Source organism: Streptomyces sp. NBC_01591 (assembly GCF_035918155.1).
Taxonomy (GTDB): domain Bacteria; phylum Actinomycetota; class Actinomycetes; order Streptomycetales; family Streptomycetaceae; genus Streptomyces.
Genome location: NZ_CP109328.1, coordinates 575961 through 589206, shown reverse-complemented (window position 1 = coordinate 589206; position 13246 = coordinate 575961). Strand labels below are relative to the sequence as shown.

The 13246-nt window shown below is 68.2% G+C and carries 13 protein-coding genes and 3 pseudogenes; 7 read left to right on the top strand and 9 right to left on the bottom strand.

The window, feature by feature from the left end:
* Window positions 1-47 precede the first annotated feature (47 nt).
* The 3 genes from OG978_RS43740 to OG978_RS43730 are packed head-to-tail and all read left to right on the top strand — an operon-like array spanning window position 48 to window position 3990.
* A complete protein-coding gene (locus OG978_RS43740; protein WP_326770651.1) occupies window positions 48-1646 on the top strand; it encodes a prenyltransferase/squalene oxidase repeat-containing protein in 1599 nt (532 codons plus the stop codon).
* The gene (locus OG978_RS43735) at window positions 1643-3022 is read left to right on the top strand and encodes a cytochrome P450 (protein ID WP_326770650.1); all 1380 of its coding nucleotides are present in this window, start codon (window positions 1643-1645) and stop codon (window positions 3020-3022) included. Before OG978_RS43740 ends, OG978_RS43735 begins: the two co-directional genes overlap by 4 nt.
* Window positions 3019-3990, top strand: a complete 972-nt coding sequence (locus OG978_RS43730) for a terpene synthase family protein (protein WP_326770649.1) — start codon at window positions 3019-3021, stop codon at window positions 3988-3990. The genes OG978_RS43735 and OG978_RS43730 overlap by 4 nt, the downstream gene beginning before the upstream one ends.
* A 102-nt stretch (window positions 3991-4092) precedes the next feature.
* Here the strand turns inward: OG978_RS43730 and OG978_RS48640 are convergent.
* Window positions 4093-4239, bottom strand: a pseudogene (locus OG978_RS48640) (integrase core domain-containing protein); the annotation flags it as partial.
* A complete protein-coding gene (locus tag OG978_RS48635) occupies window positions 4200-4682 on the bottom strand; it encodes a DDE-type integrase/transposase/recombinase (protein ID WP_442817908.1) in 483 nt (160 codons plus the stop codon). The gene OG978_RS48635 and the pseudogene OG978_RS48640, both read right to left, overlap by 40 nt.
* Window positions 4683-4691: 9 nt before the next feature.
* Between OG978_RS48635 and OG978_RS43725 the strand changes: the two genes are divergently transcribed.
* Entirely contained in the window at window positions 4692-5003 is a 312-nt protein-coding gene (locus OG978_RS43725) for an NIPSNAP family protein (RefSeq protein ID WP_326770648.1), read from the top strand.
* A 314-nt stretch (window positions 5004-5317) separates the two neighbouring features.
* Window positions 5318-6246: pseudogene (sigJ, locus tag OG978_RS43720) on the top strand (RNA polymerase sigma factor SigJ); the annotation flags it as partial.
* A 368-nt stretch (window positions 6247-6614) separates the two neighbouring features.
* Here sigJ and OG978_RS48630 read toward each other — a convergent pair.
* Window positions 6615-6851, bottom strand: coding sequence for a hypothetical protein (locus OG978_RS48630; protein ID WP_442817884.1), 237 nt, complete (start codon window positions 6849-6851; stop codon window positions 6615-6617).
* Window positions 6852-7489: 638 nt separating this feature from the next.
* On the opposite strand from OG978_RS48630, the gene OG978_RS43710 reads away from it, so the two are divergent.
* On the top strand, window positions 7490-8155 hold the full coding sequence (locus OG978_RS43710; protein ID WP_326770647.1) for a hypothetical protein: 666 nt from the start codon (window positions 7490-7492) through the stop codon (window positions 8153-8155).
* Between the two features lie 352 nt (window positions 8156-8507).
* Here OG978_RS43710 and OG978_RS43705 read toward each other — a convergent pair whose 3' ends face one another.
* The 5 genes and pseudogenes from OG978_RS43705 to OG978_RS43685 form a co-directional block, all read right to left on the bottom strand.
* Complete coding sequence (locus tag OG978_RS43705) at window positions 8508-8891, bottom strand: nuclear transport factor 2 family protein (RefSeq protein WP_326770646.1); 384 nt, start codon at window positions 8889-8891, stop codon at window positions 8508-8510.
* Between the two features lie 97 nt (window positions 8892-8988).
* A complete protein-coding gene (locus tag OG978_RS43700) occupies window positions 8989-9486 on the bottom strand; it encodes a hypothetical protein (protein WP_326770645.1) in 498 nt (165 codons plus the stop codon).
* Window positions 9487-9536: 50 nt separating this feature from the next.
* A complete protein-coding gene (locus OG978_RS43695; RefSeq protein ID WP_326771061.1) occupies window positions 9537-9947 on the bottom strand; it encodes a hypothetical protein in 411 nt (136 codons plus the stop codon).
* 382 nt (window positions 9948-10329) lie between these two features.
* Window positions 10330-10792: pseudogene (locus OG978_RS43690) on the bottom strand (IS5 family transposase); the annotation flags it as partial.
* A gap of 14 nt (window positions 10793-10806) precedes the next feature.
* Entirely contained in the window at window positions 10807-11967 is a 1161-nt protein-coding gene (locus tag OG978_RS43685; RefSeq protein ID WP_326770644.1) for a serine hydrolase domain-containing protein, read from the bottom strand.
* 192 nt (window positions 11968-12159) lie between these two features.
* Between OG978_RS43685 and OG978_RS43680 the strand changes: the two genes are divergently transcribed.
* The gene (locus OG978_RS43680) at window positions 12160-12783 is read left to right on the top strand and encodes a TetR/AcrR family transcriptional regulator (protein WP_326770643.1); all 624 of its coding nucleotides are present in this window, start codon (window positions 12160-12162) and stop codon (window positions 12781-12783) included.
* Window positions 12784-12836: 53 nt separating this feature from the next.
* Here OG978_RS43680 and OG978_RS43675 read toward each other — a convergent pair whose 3' ends face one another.
* Window positions 12837-13181: a hypothetical protein gene (locus tag OG978_RS43675; protein ID WP_326770641.1), complete on the bottom strand. Its 345-nt coding sequence runs from the start codon at window positions 13179-13181 to the stop codon at window positions 12837-12839.
* Between the last annotated feature and the right edge of the window lie 65 nt (window positions 13182-13246).

Sequence of the window (13246 nt, the reverse complement as noted above, 5' to 3'; positions counted from 1 at the left end):
GCATCGCCGCACTCCGCCAGTCAGAACCCCGAGGAGGAAGTCGCCCCATGAGCATCAGCACGCCCATCAGCACGTCCTACGCCGAACGAGCCACCAGCCTGGTGGCCAGGGCCGACCAGGACGGGTGGGGAAGCGTCCGTCCCTCCCTGTACGAGACGGCCCGCGTCCTCTCGGCGGCGCCGTGGCTGCCCGAGGAGCCACGGCGGATCACGTACCTGCTGGAACAGCAGGCGCCCGACGGCAGTTGGGGGGAGGGGCCGCTGCCCTACCGGCTGCTGCCGACACTCAGCGGGGTGGAGGCCGCACTGGCCGTCCTGCGAAGGGGCACCGCGTCCGCAGAGGTCACCGGCCGGCTCACAGCCGCGGTGAACAGAGGCCTCGACGTACTGCGATCAATGCCATCGGCGGGCCCGTGGCCGGACACGGCCGCAGCGGAAATTCTCGTACCCAGCCTGGTGGCCGAGATCAACGAGAAGCTGGGCTCCCTGATCACCGGCGGGGACATGCCCGGCTTCGGTGGCCCCCGGCTGCCGGTTCCGGGCGGCTTCCACGCGTCGGCACCCGCTTCCGTTGCCAGGCGGTACGAGTCGGCGGGCAGCCTGCCCGTCAAGTTTCACCATACGTTCGAAGGCCTAGGCAGCTACATACCACCGTCGCTCGTCCCTGACGTCGAAGGCCTGCTGGGCAGCTCGCCGGCCGCCACCGCGGCACGGGCAACGCGGTCACCTGCCACTACCGCTCGGGCCGTCGACGACCTCACCGCGGTGGCGCAGCGCTACGGCGGTCTCTTCCCCGAGGCCGCGCCCCTCCGCGTGGTCGAACGGCTATGGGTCGCCGCCGCACTGGCGCGCGCCCACCTGCCCGCTGCCGCTCTTCCCACTGTCCGTGGGTGGGCCGAGGAGATCTACGATCCGCAAGGCGTGCGCGGTGCGCCCGGCCTCATGACCGATGCCGACGACACTGCCATGGCAGTGCTGGTTGCCTCGCTCGTCGGCCTGCCGTACGACCCGGCACCGCTGGACCTGTTCCACAACGGCAGCCACTACGACTGCTACATCGGCGAGGACACCGGATCGGTCACCGCGAACGCCCACGCCCTCCAGGCCCTCGTGAGCTACCTGCGGCGCTGCCCGACGGCAGAGCACACATACGGCCCCCGAGCGGCGAAGCTCTGCGACTGGCTGACCGGCCAGCAGCAACCCGAAGGGCACTGGACCGACAAGTGGCATGCCTCCCCCTACTACGCCACCGCGCGAAGCGTCACCGCGCTCGCACAGTACGGCGGCCACCACGCGTCCAGCGCCGTCCGGAGCGCCGCCGCGTGGACCACTGACACTCAGCGCGCCGACGGCTCCTGGGGCGTGTGGGGCAGCACCGTCGAAGAAACCGCATACGCCGTCAAAATCCTGCTGAGCGCCGCCACACCCACACCGCAGCCGCAGCACACCCGGGCCCTGGACCTTGCCGAAACGTATCTGCGCGCCGCCTCGCACCCGAGCCACCAGCACCCCGCCCTGTGGCACGACAAAACCCTGTATGCGCCCATCGCAGTGATCGAAGCGGAGGTGCTCGCTGCGCGGGAGTTGCTGCGGGCACGTCGCGCAGCCGCATGTACAGAAGCATATGTGGAAAGGACGGACGCGTGACTCCTGACATAGATGTGACTGCCGACATGAACGTTCCGCCGACCGCTCCGGGGCGGTTGCCGCTCATCGGACACGTTGTGCCCCTGCTCAAGGACCGCCTGGAGTTCGTCGAACGCCTGCGCACATACGGGCCGATCGTCCGTATGTCGGTCGGCCTCAAGAAGGTGACCGTGGTCAACTCTCATGAGCTGATCCACGAAATGCTCACCAGCAAGTCCGGCTCATTCTCCAAGGGGTTGCTGGGCGAGAAGCTCAAGCTTTTCGGTCAGTCGGCCCTGCCGGTCGCGGAAGGCGAGCCCCACCTGCGTCGGCGCCGTCTGCTCCAGCCCGCCTTCCACCGCGAGCGGATCAGCGGGTACGTCAACACGATGCGGGAAACGGTGGAGCCGTCCATCACGGACTGGCGTGAGGGGGAACTGCTGGACCTGAAGACCGAGATGGGGCTCATGGCCCAGGACGTGGCCATGTCAGTGCTGTGCTCCTTCCGCGCGGAGCAGGAGCGGGCGCGCGCGATCCTCGACGCCGTCGACACGGTCTTCACGGCCGCCATCTGGCGCACCATGGTGCCCGTGTCCTCGCTGGAACGGCTGCCCACCCGCAGCAACCGGCGGCTCAAGGCCGCCCGCAGCCTGCTGCGCAGCGAGGTGGCGGACATCATCGCGGAGCGCCGGGCGGTCCCCGACGCCCACGACGACCTCGTGACACTGCTCCTGGAGGCCCGGGACGAAACCGGTGCGCCACTGCCCGACAACGAGATCCTGTCGGAGATCATCGGGCTGCTGGCTGCGGGCTCCGAGACGACGGGAGTCATGCTGGCCTGGCTGTTCCACGAGCTGGGCCGCGACCCCGAGCTGGAGCGCAGGCTGCACGAGGAGGTCGACTCCGTGGTCGGAGAGGGCCCGATCACCGCCGAGCACGTCCCCCGACTCGCCTTCACGCGCAGGCTGGTCAGTGAGACCCTGCGCCTGCACCACGCCGGCTGGCTGGTGACCCGGCAGGCCACCAAGCCCGTGCGCCTCGGGCAGGTCAGCCTCCCGGCGGGTGAGCAGGTGCTGTGGAGTCCCTACGCACTGCACCGGGATCCGGCCCTGTACCCCGACCCGCTGCGCTTCGACCCCGACCGCTGGCTGCCGGAGCGCCCCCAGCCGCCGAGGGGAGCCTTCATCCCCTTCGGATCGGGAAAACGCATGTGCATCGGCGACGCGTTCGCCTGGACGGAGGCGATCGTCATCACGGCTTTCATCGCGTCCCGCTGGCGGCTGCGGCCCGTTCCCGGCGCCACCGTGGAGCCGGTCGGCCTGCTCACCGTGCACCCGTCGGACCCCCGTATGGTCGCCGAAACCAGGCAGCGGGCCGTCGCGGGGACAGCCGCATGAGCCACACCCGCAGCTCGGACGCGCGTACCCTGCCGATGCCCGACCTCCGAGGCTCTTTCCCCGGCCCCTTCGCCACCAGCCCGTATGCCGACGCCATCGAGGAACAGACCACCCACTGGCTCCGGACCTTCCCCCTGATCGGTTCACCCGGCGAGGCGAAGGCCCTCTGCAACATCACGGCCCAGGGGGTGGCTCGTGTCCTGCCCACGGCGGACCGGGACGGCGTGTTCCTCTGCGCCGATCTCTTTCTGTGGCTCACCGCGTTCGACGACGTACACGGCGAGGCCGAAGGAGGCCGTGACACCGCCCGTCTGGTCCGCCGCATCAGTCACTGTGTCCACCTGCTGGCCGGCCACGACGAGCCGGCGGCCGATGACGACGCCTGCATCGCCGCCCTGCGGGACCTCCTGCACCGGTTCCGGGAACGGGCCACGCCCACGCAGTACCTACGGCTCACCGCACACCTGCGGGACAACCTCTTCGGCATCCTCTGGGAGGCCCATCACCTCGACAGGCTCGACCAGGTCACCCTGAGCGACTATTGCGCGATGCGCCCACACACGGTCTTCGTCCGGACCGTTATGGCGACCGCGGAAGTCGTGCTCGGGTACGAACTCACCGAGGATCAGCGAGCCTCGGCAGGAGTGCGGGAGCTGGAGAAGGCCGTTGCCGACCTTGCCGGGTGGATCAACGACCTTGCCTCGTACGCGAAGGAGACGGGTCGCGGTGACCCGACTCCTCTGAGCCTGCCAACACTGCTGATCCGACACCGCGAGTGCGACCTCGAAGGGGCGTTCCGCCTGGCCTCCCGCATGTGTGAAGACCAAGCCTCCACCGCACGCCTTCGAATCACCGAACTCGCCGCCAACAGCAAGAACGCACTCGCGGATCACGCTCACGCCATGGAAGCCGTCGCAGCCTCCTACGTGTGGCACATTGGGCACGCCCGCTACGGGCATCAGCCATGAGCTGTTCCGAGTTTCGTAGCAGCCGGTTTGTGTGGTTTCAGGCGGCGTTCGTGGTTGCTGGGATCGGTAGTGCTGGACCTCGAATTCCTCGGGCGGGAGGTAGTCGAGGGCTGAGTGCAGGCGCTCGGTGTTGTACCAGCCGACCCACTGGACGACGGCACGTTCTACCTGGTCAGCGTCCCGCCAAGGGTCCTTGGTGCGGGATTGGCTCAGCCTTGACCGAGCCGTTGAGGGCCTCGGCCATGGCATTGTCGTAGCTGTCCGCGACGGAGCCGACGGACGCGGTCGCACCGGTCTCCAGCAACCGCTCGCCGTAACCGATTGAGTCCGGGTTGCGAGCCGCGGTCGCTGTGACGTATCAGACCCGATCCCTTCTTGATTCCACGCCGCCAGAGCGCCATCTCCAGGGCGTCCAGGGGGAGATCGGTGCGCCTGTGGGTGGCGAGCTGCCATCCGACGATCATCCGTGAGTACACGTCCAGGACGAAGGCGACGAAGACCCAGCCCGACCAGGTGCGGATACAGGTGAGGTCGGCGACCCACAACTGGTTGGGACGGTGGGCGGTGAAGCGCCGGTGGACCAGGTCCGGCGGTCTGGGGGCGGACGGCAACGGCTCGGGAATGGTGGTGCGGCGCCGCTGGGCGGGAAGGTGCAGGTCATCTCCACCCCGTACGGCTGGGTCACGCGGCATCATGTAGGCGTGATCACCATTCATCTGAAGTACGAGATCGACCCCGACAAGCTTGAGGACTTCGAAGAGTACGGTCGCCGTTGGGTCGGGCTCGTCAACCGTTTCGGCGGCACGCACCACGGCTACTTCCTGCCGAGTGAGGGCGACAGCGACATCGCCTACGCCCTCTTCTCCTTCGCTAGCCTGGCCAGTTACGAGCAGTACCGTGCGGACAGCATGTCCGACCCGGAGTGCCAGGACGCGTTCGAACTGGCTCGTAGCACCCGCTGCATCAAGCGGTATGAGCGCCGCTTCCTCCGGCCGCTCGATGGCTTGTCCTAGGCCAGGGGGAGCGCGGGGGGACCGCGACGAGCGGATGTGCTTGGCGCGGCGATGGCAGCGCTACTGAACTTGATTGGGTCCTACGTTGTTGGTGGGTCGGACGGGCCAGTCGTATGGTCCTGGGATCCAGAGGCGCCGGGTACGGCTCTGATTGGGTTGCCGTCGATGGTTCACGTCACCTGGCCGCCCGGCGCCTCACGACGACTCGGCCGCTGATCAGGAGCTGCGGGCCCCTGTGGGTACATCGTCACGTTCAGGGGCGCTGTCTTGTCGGACTGGTGAGGACAGGCGCGACCAAGGGAGCCGGCGACACCATGACCACCCCCGAGCCGGGAGACGGCCGACCCAACCCGAGCCTCAGCGCGATCACGAGCGAGCGGCGTCAGCTGATCAACCTCGCCTACCGGCTCCTCGGCTCCTCGGCTCCTTCGCCGAAGCCGAGGATGCCGTGCAGGAAACCTACGCCCGCTGGTACACCCTGTCTCCGCAGCAACAAGCCATCGAATCCCCCGGCGCCTGGCTGACCAAGGTCGCCAGCCGCATCTGCCTCAACTTGCTCAGCTCGGCACGAGCCCGACGGGAGAGCTACGTCGGCGACTGGATTCCCGAGCCCCTACCCGAACCTGCGGAGTGGTCAGGCGGTCGGGCGGGCGACACCACCATTGACCCGGCCGACCGCGTCACCCTCGACGAGTCGATCAACATGGCCTTCCTCGTCGTACTCGAATCAATGACCCCGGCCGAGCGCGTCGCCTTCATCCTCCACGACGTCTTCCGCTACCCGTCCGCCGAAGTCGCCGACATCGTCGGCCGCACGCCGGCGGCCTGCCACAAGCCGGCCTCATCGGCCCGCCGGCGCATCCGCACCTCGCAAACACCCGCGCCCCCGGCCGCCCGGCAACTTGCCATCGTCAGGAACTTGAAGCAGGCCTGGGAAGCCAAGGACATCGACGCCCTCATCGGCCTCCTCGACCCGGACGTCACGACAACCAGCGACGGAGGCGGCCTCGCCACCACCGTGCGCCGCCCGCTCGAAGACGCCGAGCAGCTCGCGCGCGGCCTCGTCGATCTCGCCGGCAGGCTTGCCAACCTGACGATCCTGGAGCGTACCGTCAACGGTCAGCCCGGCCTCGTCGCCCAGCAGGACGGCGTCATCGTGACCGTGTACGCATTCGGCATCGCAGGCGACCAGATCACGCACATCTGGGCCGTACGCAACCCCGAGAAGCTCCGGCCGTGGACGGTGGACCACAGCGCTAGGCGGACGGATCTATCGTCCTGGCACACGGTCGACAGGAAGTGCTCAAAGTCCAGCAGTGCGCCGCCCATCTGTTCCGGAGTGGCAGTAAGGGACAGCCGGATCACAGCGGCCCTGTCCGGCTCGGAGACGTCCGTCAGCAGCTGCTCGGCAGGACTGAAGTCCGTCACGGTCCCCCAGGGCAGAGAGCCGTTGTCGTCCTCCTGGCGGGCCGGGGCGGCGAAGCTGACGTCGGCCCGACCAGGTGTGGCTCCCCGCCTGCGCACACGGTCTTGACCGGGCCCGCAGGACCTGGCGACTGGTCAGTCTGCGGCTGGGCGAAGGCAGAGGGTGTTGCGCTGCCGCATTTCTGTTCACGTGGTGGGCCTGGCCGTCGTCGTCCAGGGCCACGGGCGGGTTGTTCCGGCGCGGGCCGAGCGGTGGGCGGCAGCCAGGAGTGCCTCGATCGGGGGGCCAGGACGCGGGTCAGCGCCCGGCAGACCTGGCCGGTATTTCGGCATGCAGGCCGAGGCCACGAAGGGCTTGAACGCGTAGAGGTCGACGTCGTCGAGCAGGATTGCGGCGGACTTGCCGCCCAGCTCCAGCGTCACCCGCTTGAGGCCTTGCCCGCAGGCCGCGGCGATGGCCCTACCCGCCGCAATCGAGGCGAATTCCTCTTCGGTCGCCGGATTCCCTGGCAGTACCCGGAACCGGGGCGGGTATGGGCGGACTGGCTGTACGGCGAACACCCGTGTCCACCGGCGCGCCGTGCTGGAGGAGTTCGCCTCCGACATCATCACGAACCAGGACCAAGACCAAGACCAGGCGCACCTGGGCGACGGTGGTGTCGGTGGTGTCGGTGGTGTCGGTGGGCGGGGGCTGGTACCGGCGGCATTGCGGGTGCTCAGCCTCAGATGATGACGCCGACGTCATCGTCGGCATGGCCCCGCCCTGGACCCGGCGAGGAGTTCGTCGTCACCGAGCCCGAGGCACGATCGTGAGCGGCGGGAGGCCTGCCCGGAGAGCCGGTGGATCGGCCGACGCACGCGACCCCCCTGGCTTCGGCAGCCCCTCGGCTGCGGTTGCCCCTGGCCGTACGCCCACGGCTACCGGGGCGGACGGAGGCCCGGGCGCGTCCCAACCGAACCAAGATCACACATTGCTACGCTCAGCACCCCCCATCACCCTGTGTGATTTGTGGGTCGGTTGTCCGTGTCCATCCCTCCGTAGACAGCAGAGGAAGACCCCCATGCGCATCCGCTTCGCCATGCCCGTCCTCGCGGCCACGGCCGCTCTGGCCGCCGCGGCCGCCACGTTCACCGCTCCGACCGCGGCGGCCGGCTCCGTGGCCCCGAACGAACTGACCTACGGCAGCGACTTCCTGCTGCAGAACCAGTACCAGGGCGACGGCGGCTACCTGGACACCAACGGACGCTCTGCGCAGTCCGGCGCCACCTACGACGTGAGCACCAACGAGACCCCCAACAGCCGCGGCCCCAAGACGTCGGTCTGGAAGATCGTCTCCGCAACCGGCAAGGCCAACGGCACCCGCGTCACCAGCGGCGACGTCGTCTACCTCGTCAACCAGTACTCCAGCGGCACCTACCTGGACACCAACGGGCGCTCCGCCCGCTCCGGTGCCAAGTACGACGTGTCCACCACCGCCACCAAGGACCGCGGCCCCGGCACCGGCAAGTGGCACATCTTCGGCAAGACTTCCTCCCCCACCAACGGCCGTATCCGCACCAACGACATCGTGCACCTGCTCAACGACTACGGCTCCGCCAACGGCGGCTTCCTCGACACCAACGGCCTGTCCAACCAGCAGGGCGGAGCCAAGTACGACGTATCCACCAGCCACTACTGGGACCGCGGCACCGGCACCGGCTCCTGGAAGGTCCTGCCCGCCTCCTGACCCCGACCCACCGGCCACAGACGCGTTCAGGCTGGTCGAAGGGTGTTTCACCGCATGGTGTGGCTCGATGTATCTGCGCAGTGCGCAGGTGGGCCGGTCCGTTCTTCACTGGGGCGGAAGGGAGCTTGCCTGCGGGGCCGGGGTTCGGCAGAGGGGGCCGCGCACACTTTACGTACCGTCACCATCCAAGCTCCCCCACAGGTTCGACATCAGTCCGGTCACCGCGATCCGGCGCAGCCGCACCATCACACCCCCCTTCATGACGCCGCCCGCAACCTCGGGCCCCCTGTTGCGCAACAGGTCAGCACCACCCGTTGCGCAACCCGTTGGGCAACCCGTTGCGCAACCTCGCCTAAGGTCGGCGTGCGCCATCGTCGGCCGGCGTGCCCTGGTGGAAGTACATACGCCAGCCCACTTCCGTCAGACGCCACACGGAGCTCCGCCATGCCCGGCGCCCGCTGTGGTCAGCGAAGTACGTCAGGTGAACGATGCCGGGAGCGAGCACGACCCCTGACATCTCGCTGACCTTGACCGGAGCTTCGGGGACCACCGAACCGTCGCTGGTCACCGTGAGAATCGACGTCGCGTCCCACCGCCGCCCCGACGCCCCGATCTCGAGAAACTCCGGGTCCAGGAGCTCCGAGACCAGGACCGGCGAAGCACGCACGTCAGCGTCGAGAAGCCGCATCTCCGCCTCAATGGCCGCTTGAACGTCCCACTCACTCTCGTTTCCCATGCGCGAACCCTATGGACGTTCCTCGTCACGTCACAGCGAATAATTCACACAGCACATCTCCCAAGGCGGAGGAAGAGCGAAGAAGGGGCGCCTGACCTCAGACGAAAGCCGGCACGGGGCACGCAGCCTGTGCCGACAAACGACGCAGCGCGGCTTCGGCGAGCAGGGCGGCAGAGACGAGAGCCACCAGCGGCTGCAGAGGCGCCCAGTAGCTGAGCGCCCCGGAGGCACCGAGCAGCAGCAGGACGACTTTGTTGCAGACCGGGCAGCCAACTGCCAGGAACGACAGCAGGCCGCCCAGCCACCCCAGACGGTTGCCGCGCGGAGCTTGCTCCGTTCCGGTCGTGGCGGGCTGGCGCACATAGGTGCCCAGCACGAGGCCGCCGGCCAGGACGGCGGTGACGGCAAGTGCCGGATAGTTCCACCACTGCACCGGAACCGACCGGGAGAACAGCGGGCTGGGGACCACATCGGTTGGCACGCCGACCACTACTGCGGTCATCAGTGCGCCGGCGCCGGCCGTGGCCCACTGCCGGGGCCGCCAACCGCGTAGCGCCATACCCGCCCGGCTCAGTGAGCGCGGGGAAGAAGACATGTTCAGTTACTCCGTTCCATCGGATTCAGGGACACGACGCAGCGGTCGGTCTAAATCCGCAGAACGGAGTGAAGCGCAGACGGGCGAGGCGGTGCGGGCCCCGCGGGCGAGGCCCGGAAGTCGAACTCTGACCCCGGCATGAATGCCAGGTCCTGGGCGGACAGGCATGACGAGACAGTCACGAAGGAATGGCTGTCAACGCGAGGGGCGCGCCGCTCGAGGACCATCTTCTTACCGCACGGCGGCGCGGAAACGTCACCTTCCACAACGAGCGAGACCCGCTCCTGAAACTGCAACTGTTCGACGTCGGCAGAAAACCCAGCTGGCGTCGGCGCGGCACTGTGATCTGCCTGCTCCGCCTGGCTGGACACGCACAACAGCGCCACCACGGCAACGAGCAGGCCCAGCACGGCGCGGAAACCGGCGAGCGCCGGTCCGCGTGCCGCTGGCAGCCTCATCATCACCAATCCAAGGGTCGTACGAGCACAGCCACAATAGACCAGCCAATCCGGCTCATCTGTACACCCCCAGGAACACCGCCCCGCGAATCACAGAACACGGTGACAGCGACTGCGGTCACGGCAATGCCCTGCAGTCCCGCCCGGCCGCCGAACAGCACACAACTCCGATCAGCCCGCCACTGATGAGCGCCGTGAAGGCCGGTACCCGACAGACCCCGGCCTTCCGGGTGGACCCGACCCGTCATTCCGTCCCGGGCTGGGTGAGCGGGCACGGGCGGCGCGGTCACCTCTTCCAAGCCGTGTGGAGCGAGGCGGTCTGGGCGCAAGACGCCAGACCGCCTCGCTGTCCACCGGACCGCCGCGCTGGGAGTAAGACGGTGTCCTATGTGGTGAGCCGGAGAAGTCGCTTGTAGCAGCACAGTGCCGCGGCGAGGCAGAGAAAGGCCAGGTAGTTGCGGGGGTGGCGTTCGTAGCGGTGGTTGAGTCTGCGGTAGCTGGTCGGCCACGACATGGTGCGCTCGATGACCCACCTTCGGCGTCCGAGCCGTTCGCTGGACTCGATGCCTTTGCGGGCGATGCGGACGCCGATGCGTTTACCGCGCAGCCACTTCCGCAGTTCAGGTGTGTCGTACTGCCTTGTCGGCGTGGAGTTTGCGGGGTTTTTGGTTCCAGCCGCGGTGGGGGTCGTGTCTCGATTGGAGACCGGCCACCATGGGCTTCAGGCCTTGGCTGTCGTGGGTGTTGGCGGCGGAGACGCCGACGACCAGGGGCAGTCCGGCCGCGTCCGACAGGACGTGCATCCTGGAACCGGGCTTGCCCCTGTCCACGGGGCTGGGGCCTGTAAGAAGGTAGGGCAAGCTCAGTGGCCGTGCCGGGCGATCGCGCGCAGGAAGGCGATGGTCTCCTCCTCGCCGCTGGTGGCTTCGTCCAGGGACGTCCCGTACCGGCGGCTGGCCGAGAGCTTCACGATGGTGGTCCGGCTGACCGGATCGACGTAGACGAACTGGTTGTAGACGCCGACCGCGCTGAACTCGCCACGGTCTCCCGCCGGGAGCCACCACTGGTAGCCGTAGCCGACCCCATCGGCTTGCTGGCCGCCGACAAGGGGGCGGCCGGGTCGAAGATGCGGCGCGGTCACGGTGACCGAGTCGCGCACCCACTGCGCGGGCACGATCTGCCGGCCCTGCCACACACCTCCGTTGCGGTACAGCTCTCCGAGCCTGGCGAAGTCGCGGGCGGTCAGATTGAGCCCGCCGAAGGCGAGTTCCGTCCCGGCAGGGTCCAGCAGCCAGTAACCCGCCGACGTCATGCCGAGCGGCCCGCACAGCTTCTCGCTCATGTAGTCGGCGACCGGTCGGCTGGTGGCGCGGGCCACCAAGGCGCCAAGTACCTGCGTCTCGCCGGAGTTGTAGCGACAGACGGTGCCGGGCCCGCTCTCGCGCACCATGTGGGCGACGAAGTCGTCGAGCGTGCCGCCGATGCCCGCCGTCGCGGCGGTGAGCCGGTAGATGTCGGAGGTCGGGTCGTTGTAGTCCTCGTTCCACCGGGCGCCGGAAGACATCTGGAGCACGTCCTTGATGGACACACCGTCGTACGCGGAACCGGGCTGCACCGGCACGTAGGAGCTGATGGGCTCGTCGATGCTCGTGATGTGCCCCTCGGCGACCGCTATACCGACGAGCGCGGAGATGAAGCTCTTGGAGACCGACATGGACAGCCACTGCACGTCCGGGCCACCGGTCAGGAAGTAGCTCTCGTGTCTGATGACCCCGTCGACGAGCACGAGCAGTGCGGACGTGTCGGTGCGGGCCAGGAACTCCTTGGTCGGCCGTGAGGTGCCGTCGTAGTCGTAGGTCTCCGGCAGGGGGGTCGTCTCACCGTGTGGCCAGGGATGAGGCTGCGCGGAGGGGGCCATCTCGCGGGTGTCGAGGAGGTCCTTCATCCGGCAGAAGTGCTCGTGCTGCGGCGCGCCGGTGAAGAGGCCGAGGTCGGGCAGGGTCATGCGCTTCTGATCAGTCATTGCCGTCCTTCGAGTGGAACGAGGGATCCGGAAGGAGATAGGGGGAGCGGGCGGGCCGACACCACTGCTGGGGTGGGCTCGTCCTGGGGGCCGGAGGACCCGGCTGCGATACCGAAAGTAGCAGTACCACTTGGTTAGGGCAACCGGGTGGTACTGTTAAAGTTCCATTGACACGAGTAGGGGAAGGCAGCGATGAGTTCTTCCCGCGTCGACGGGCGCACCCTCCGGTTCCAGCACCGGCGGCCCGAGTTGCTGGCCGCGGCGACCGAGTACGTCCTTGAACACGGCGTCAGCGGCCTGTCCCTGCGCCCCGTGGCGCAGGCGCTCGGTGTCACCCACGCGACACTGCTACGGCACTTCTCCTCGAAGGACGAACTGCTCCTGGCCATCGCGGAGAAGGTCCGCACGGATCTGGCCGCATGGCTGATGTCGGACGTGGAACTCCGTGAGGCACACTCGACGGCCGAACTCGTCAGGGCGCTATGGCGTCGGCTGTGCGAACCGCAGGAACAGCGCCAGTTCCTCCTGCTTTTCGAATTCGTCGGACATCACGGGGAGAGGTCCGGGGAAGACGAGAAACTCTCCCGGTCGATCGTCCACGACTGGATCGGGATCATCGCCAACAGGCTTGCCGCGGACGGCTGGCCGCCCGAGGATGCCTCCGCATTGTCCACCCTTGTCCTCGCGCAGGTGCGGGGCCTGCAGCTCGATCTCCTCATCTCCGGGGACCGCGCACGAGCGGACCGCGCCATCGACTTCGCCGTACGCCTCCTCGACCGCTCCACCCGGGCCGGCAGTGCAGACGATCACGGGTAGGCAGCCACGTTCCGGCTCCTTTGCCTGATGCCGGCCTGACGACCACGGCCGGCTCAAGCCAGCGGCAGCAACTCGACCTGACGCGGGCCTGCCCGCGCGGGACCGCGCCGCGATCGTCGAGCGCCCGGCGGATCGACGCGCCGCTGAACTACCAGCAGGGCGTCCTCCCATCCGGGCCGGGAGCCCGGAGCCTGACCGAATTCTTCGCCAGCATCGACGCGAAGCTCGAACCGATGGCAGCGGCGGCGCCGAAGACCCAGCGCAGTGACCGCGATGTGCTCAACCTGCTGGCCACCACGACAGATCGTCGCTGCAATGCGATGCGGCCAGTTCTCACGCACCGCCTCATCCCGCTCGACGACTCCCAACACGCGGTCATGTTCAACCAGTTCGCTCACGAAGGCACGATCTCAGCCCTCACTGACAGCGAGGGCCCGCGAACACTAGAGACGAGTGATTCGCA

What these genes read in the sequence shown, in the direction of transcription:
- OG978_RS43740 (WP_326770651.1), top strand. Translation starts at nt 48, where the DNA reads ATGAGCATCAGCACGCCCATCAGCACGTCCTACGCCGAACGAGCCACC.
- OG978_RS43730 (WP_326770649.1), top strand. Translation starts at nt 3,019, where the DNA reads ATGAGCCACACCCGCAGCTCGGACGCGCGTACCCTGCCGATGCCCGAC.
- OG978_RS48635 (WP_442817908.1), bottom strand. Translation starts at nt 4,682, where the DNA reads ATGCCGCGTGACCCAGCCGTACGGGGTGGAGATGACCTGCACCTTCCC.
- OG978_RS43710 (WP_326770647.1), top strand. Translation starts at nt 7,490, where the DNA reads ATGCGCATCCGCTTCGCCATGCCCGTCCTCGCGGCCACGGCCGCTCTG.
- OG978_RS43705 (WP_326770646.1), bottom strand. Translation starts at nt 8,891, where the DNA reads ATGGGAAACGAGAGTGAGTGGGACGTTCAAGCGGCCATTGAGGCGGAG.
- OG978_RS43700 (WP_326770645.1), bottom strand. Translation starts at nt 9,486, where the DNA reads ATGTCTTCTTCCCCGCGCTCACTGAGCCGGGCGGGTATGGCGCTACGC.
- OG978_RS43695 (WP_326771061.1), bottom strand. Translation starts at nt 9,947, where the DNA reads ATGATGAGGCTGCCAGCGGCACGCGGACCGGCGCTCGCCGGTTTCCGC.
- OG978_RS43685 (WP_326770644.1), bottom strand. Translation starts at nt 11,967, where the DNA reads ATGACTGATCAGAAGCGCATGACCCTGCCCGACCTCGGCCTCTTCACC.
- OG978_RS43680 (WP_326770643.1), top strand. Translation starts at nt 12,160, where the DNA reads ATGAGTTCTTCCCGCGTCGACGGGCGCACCCTCCGGTTCCAGCACCGG.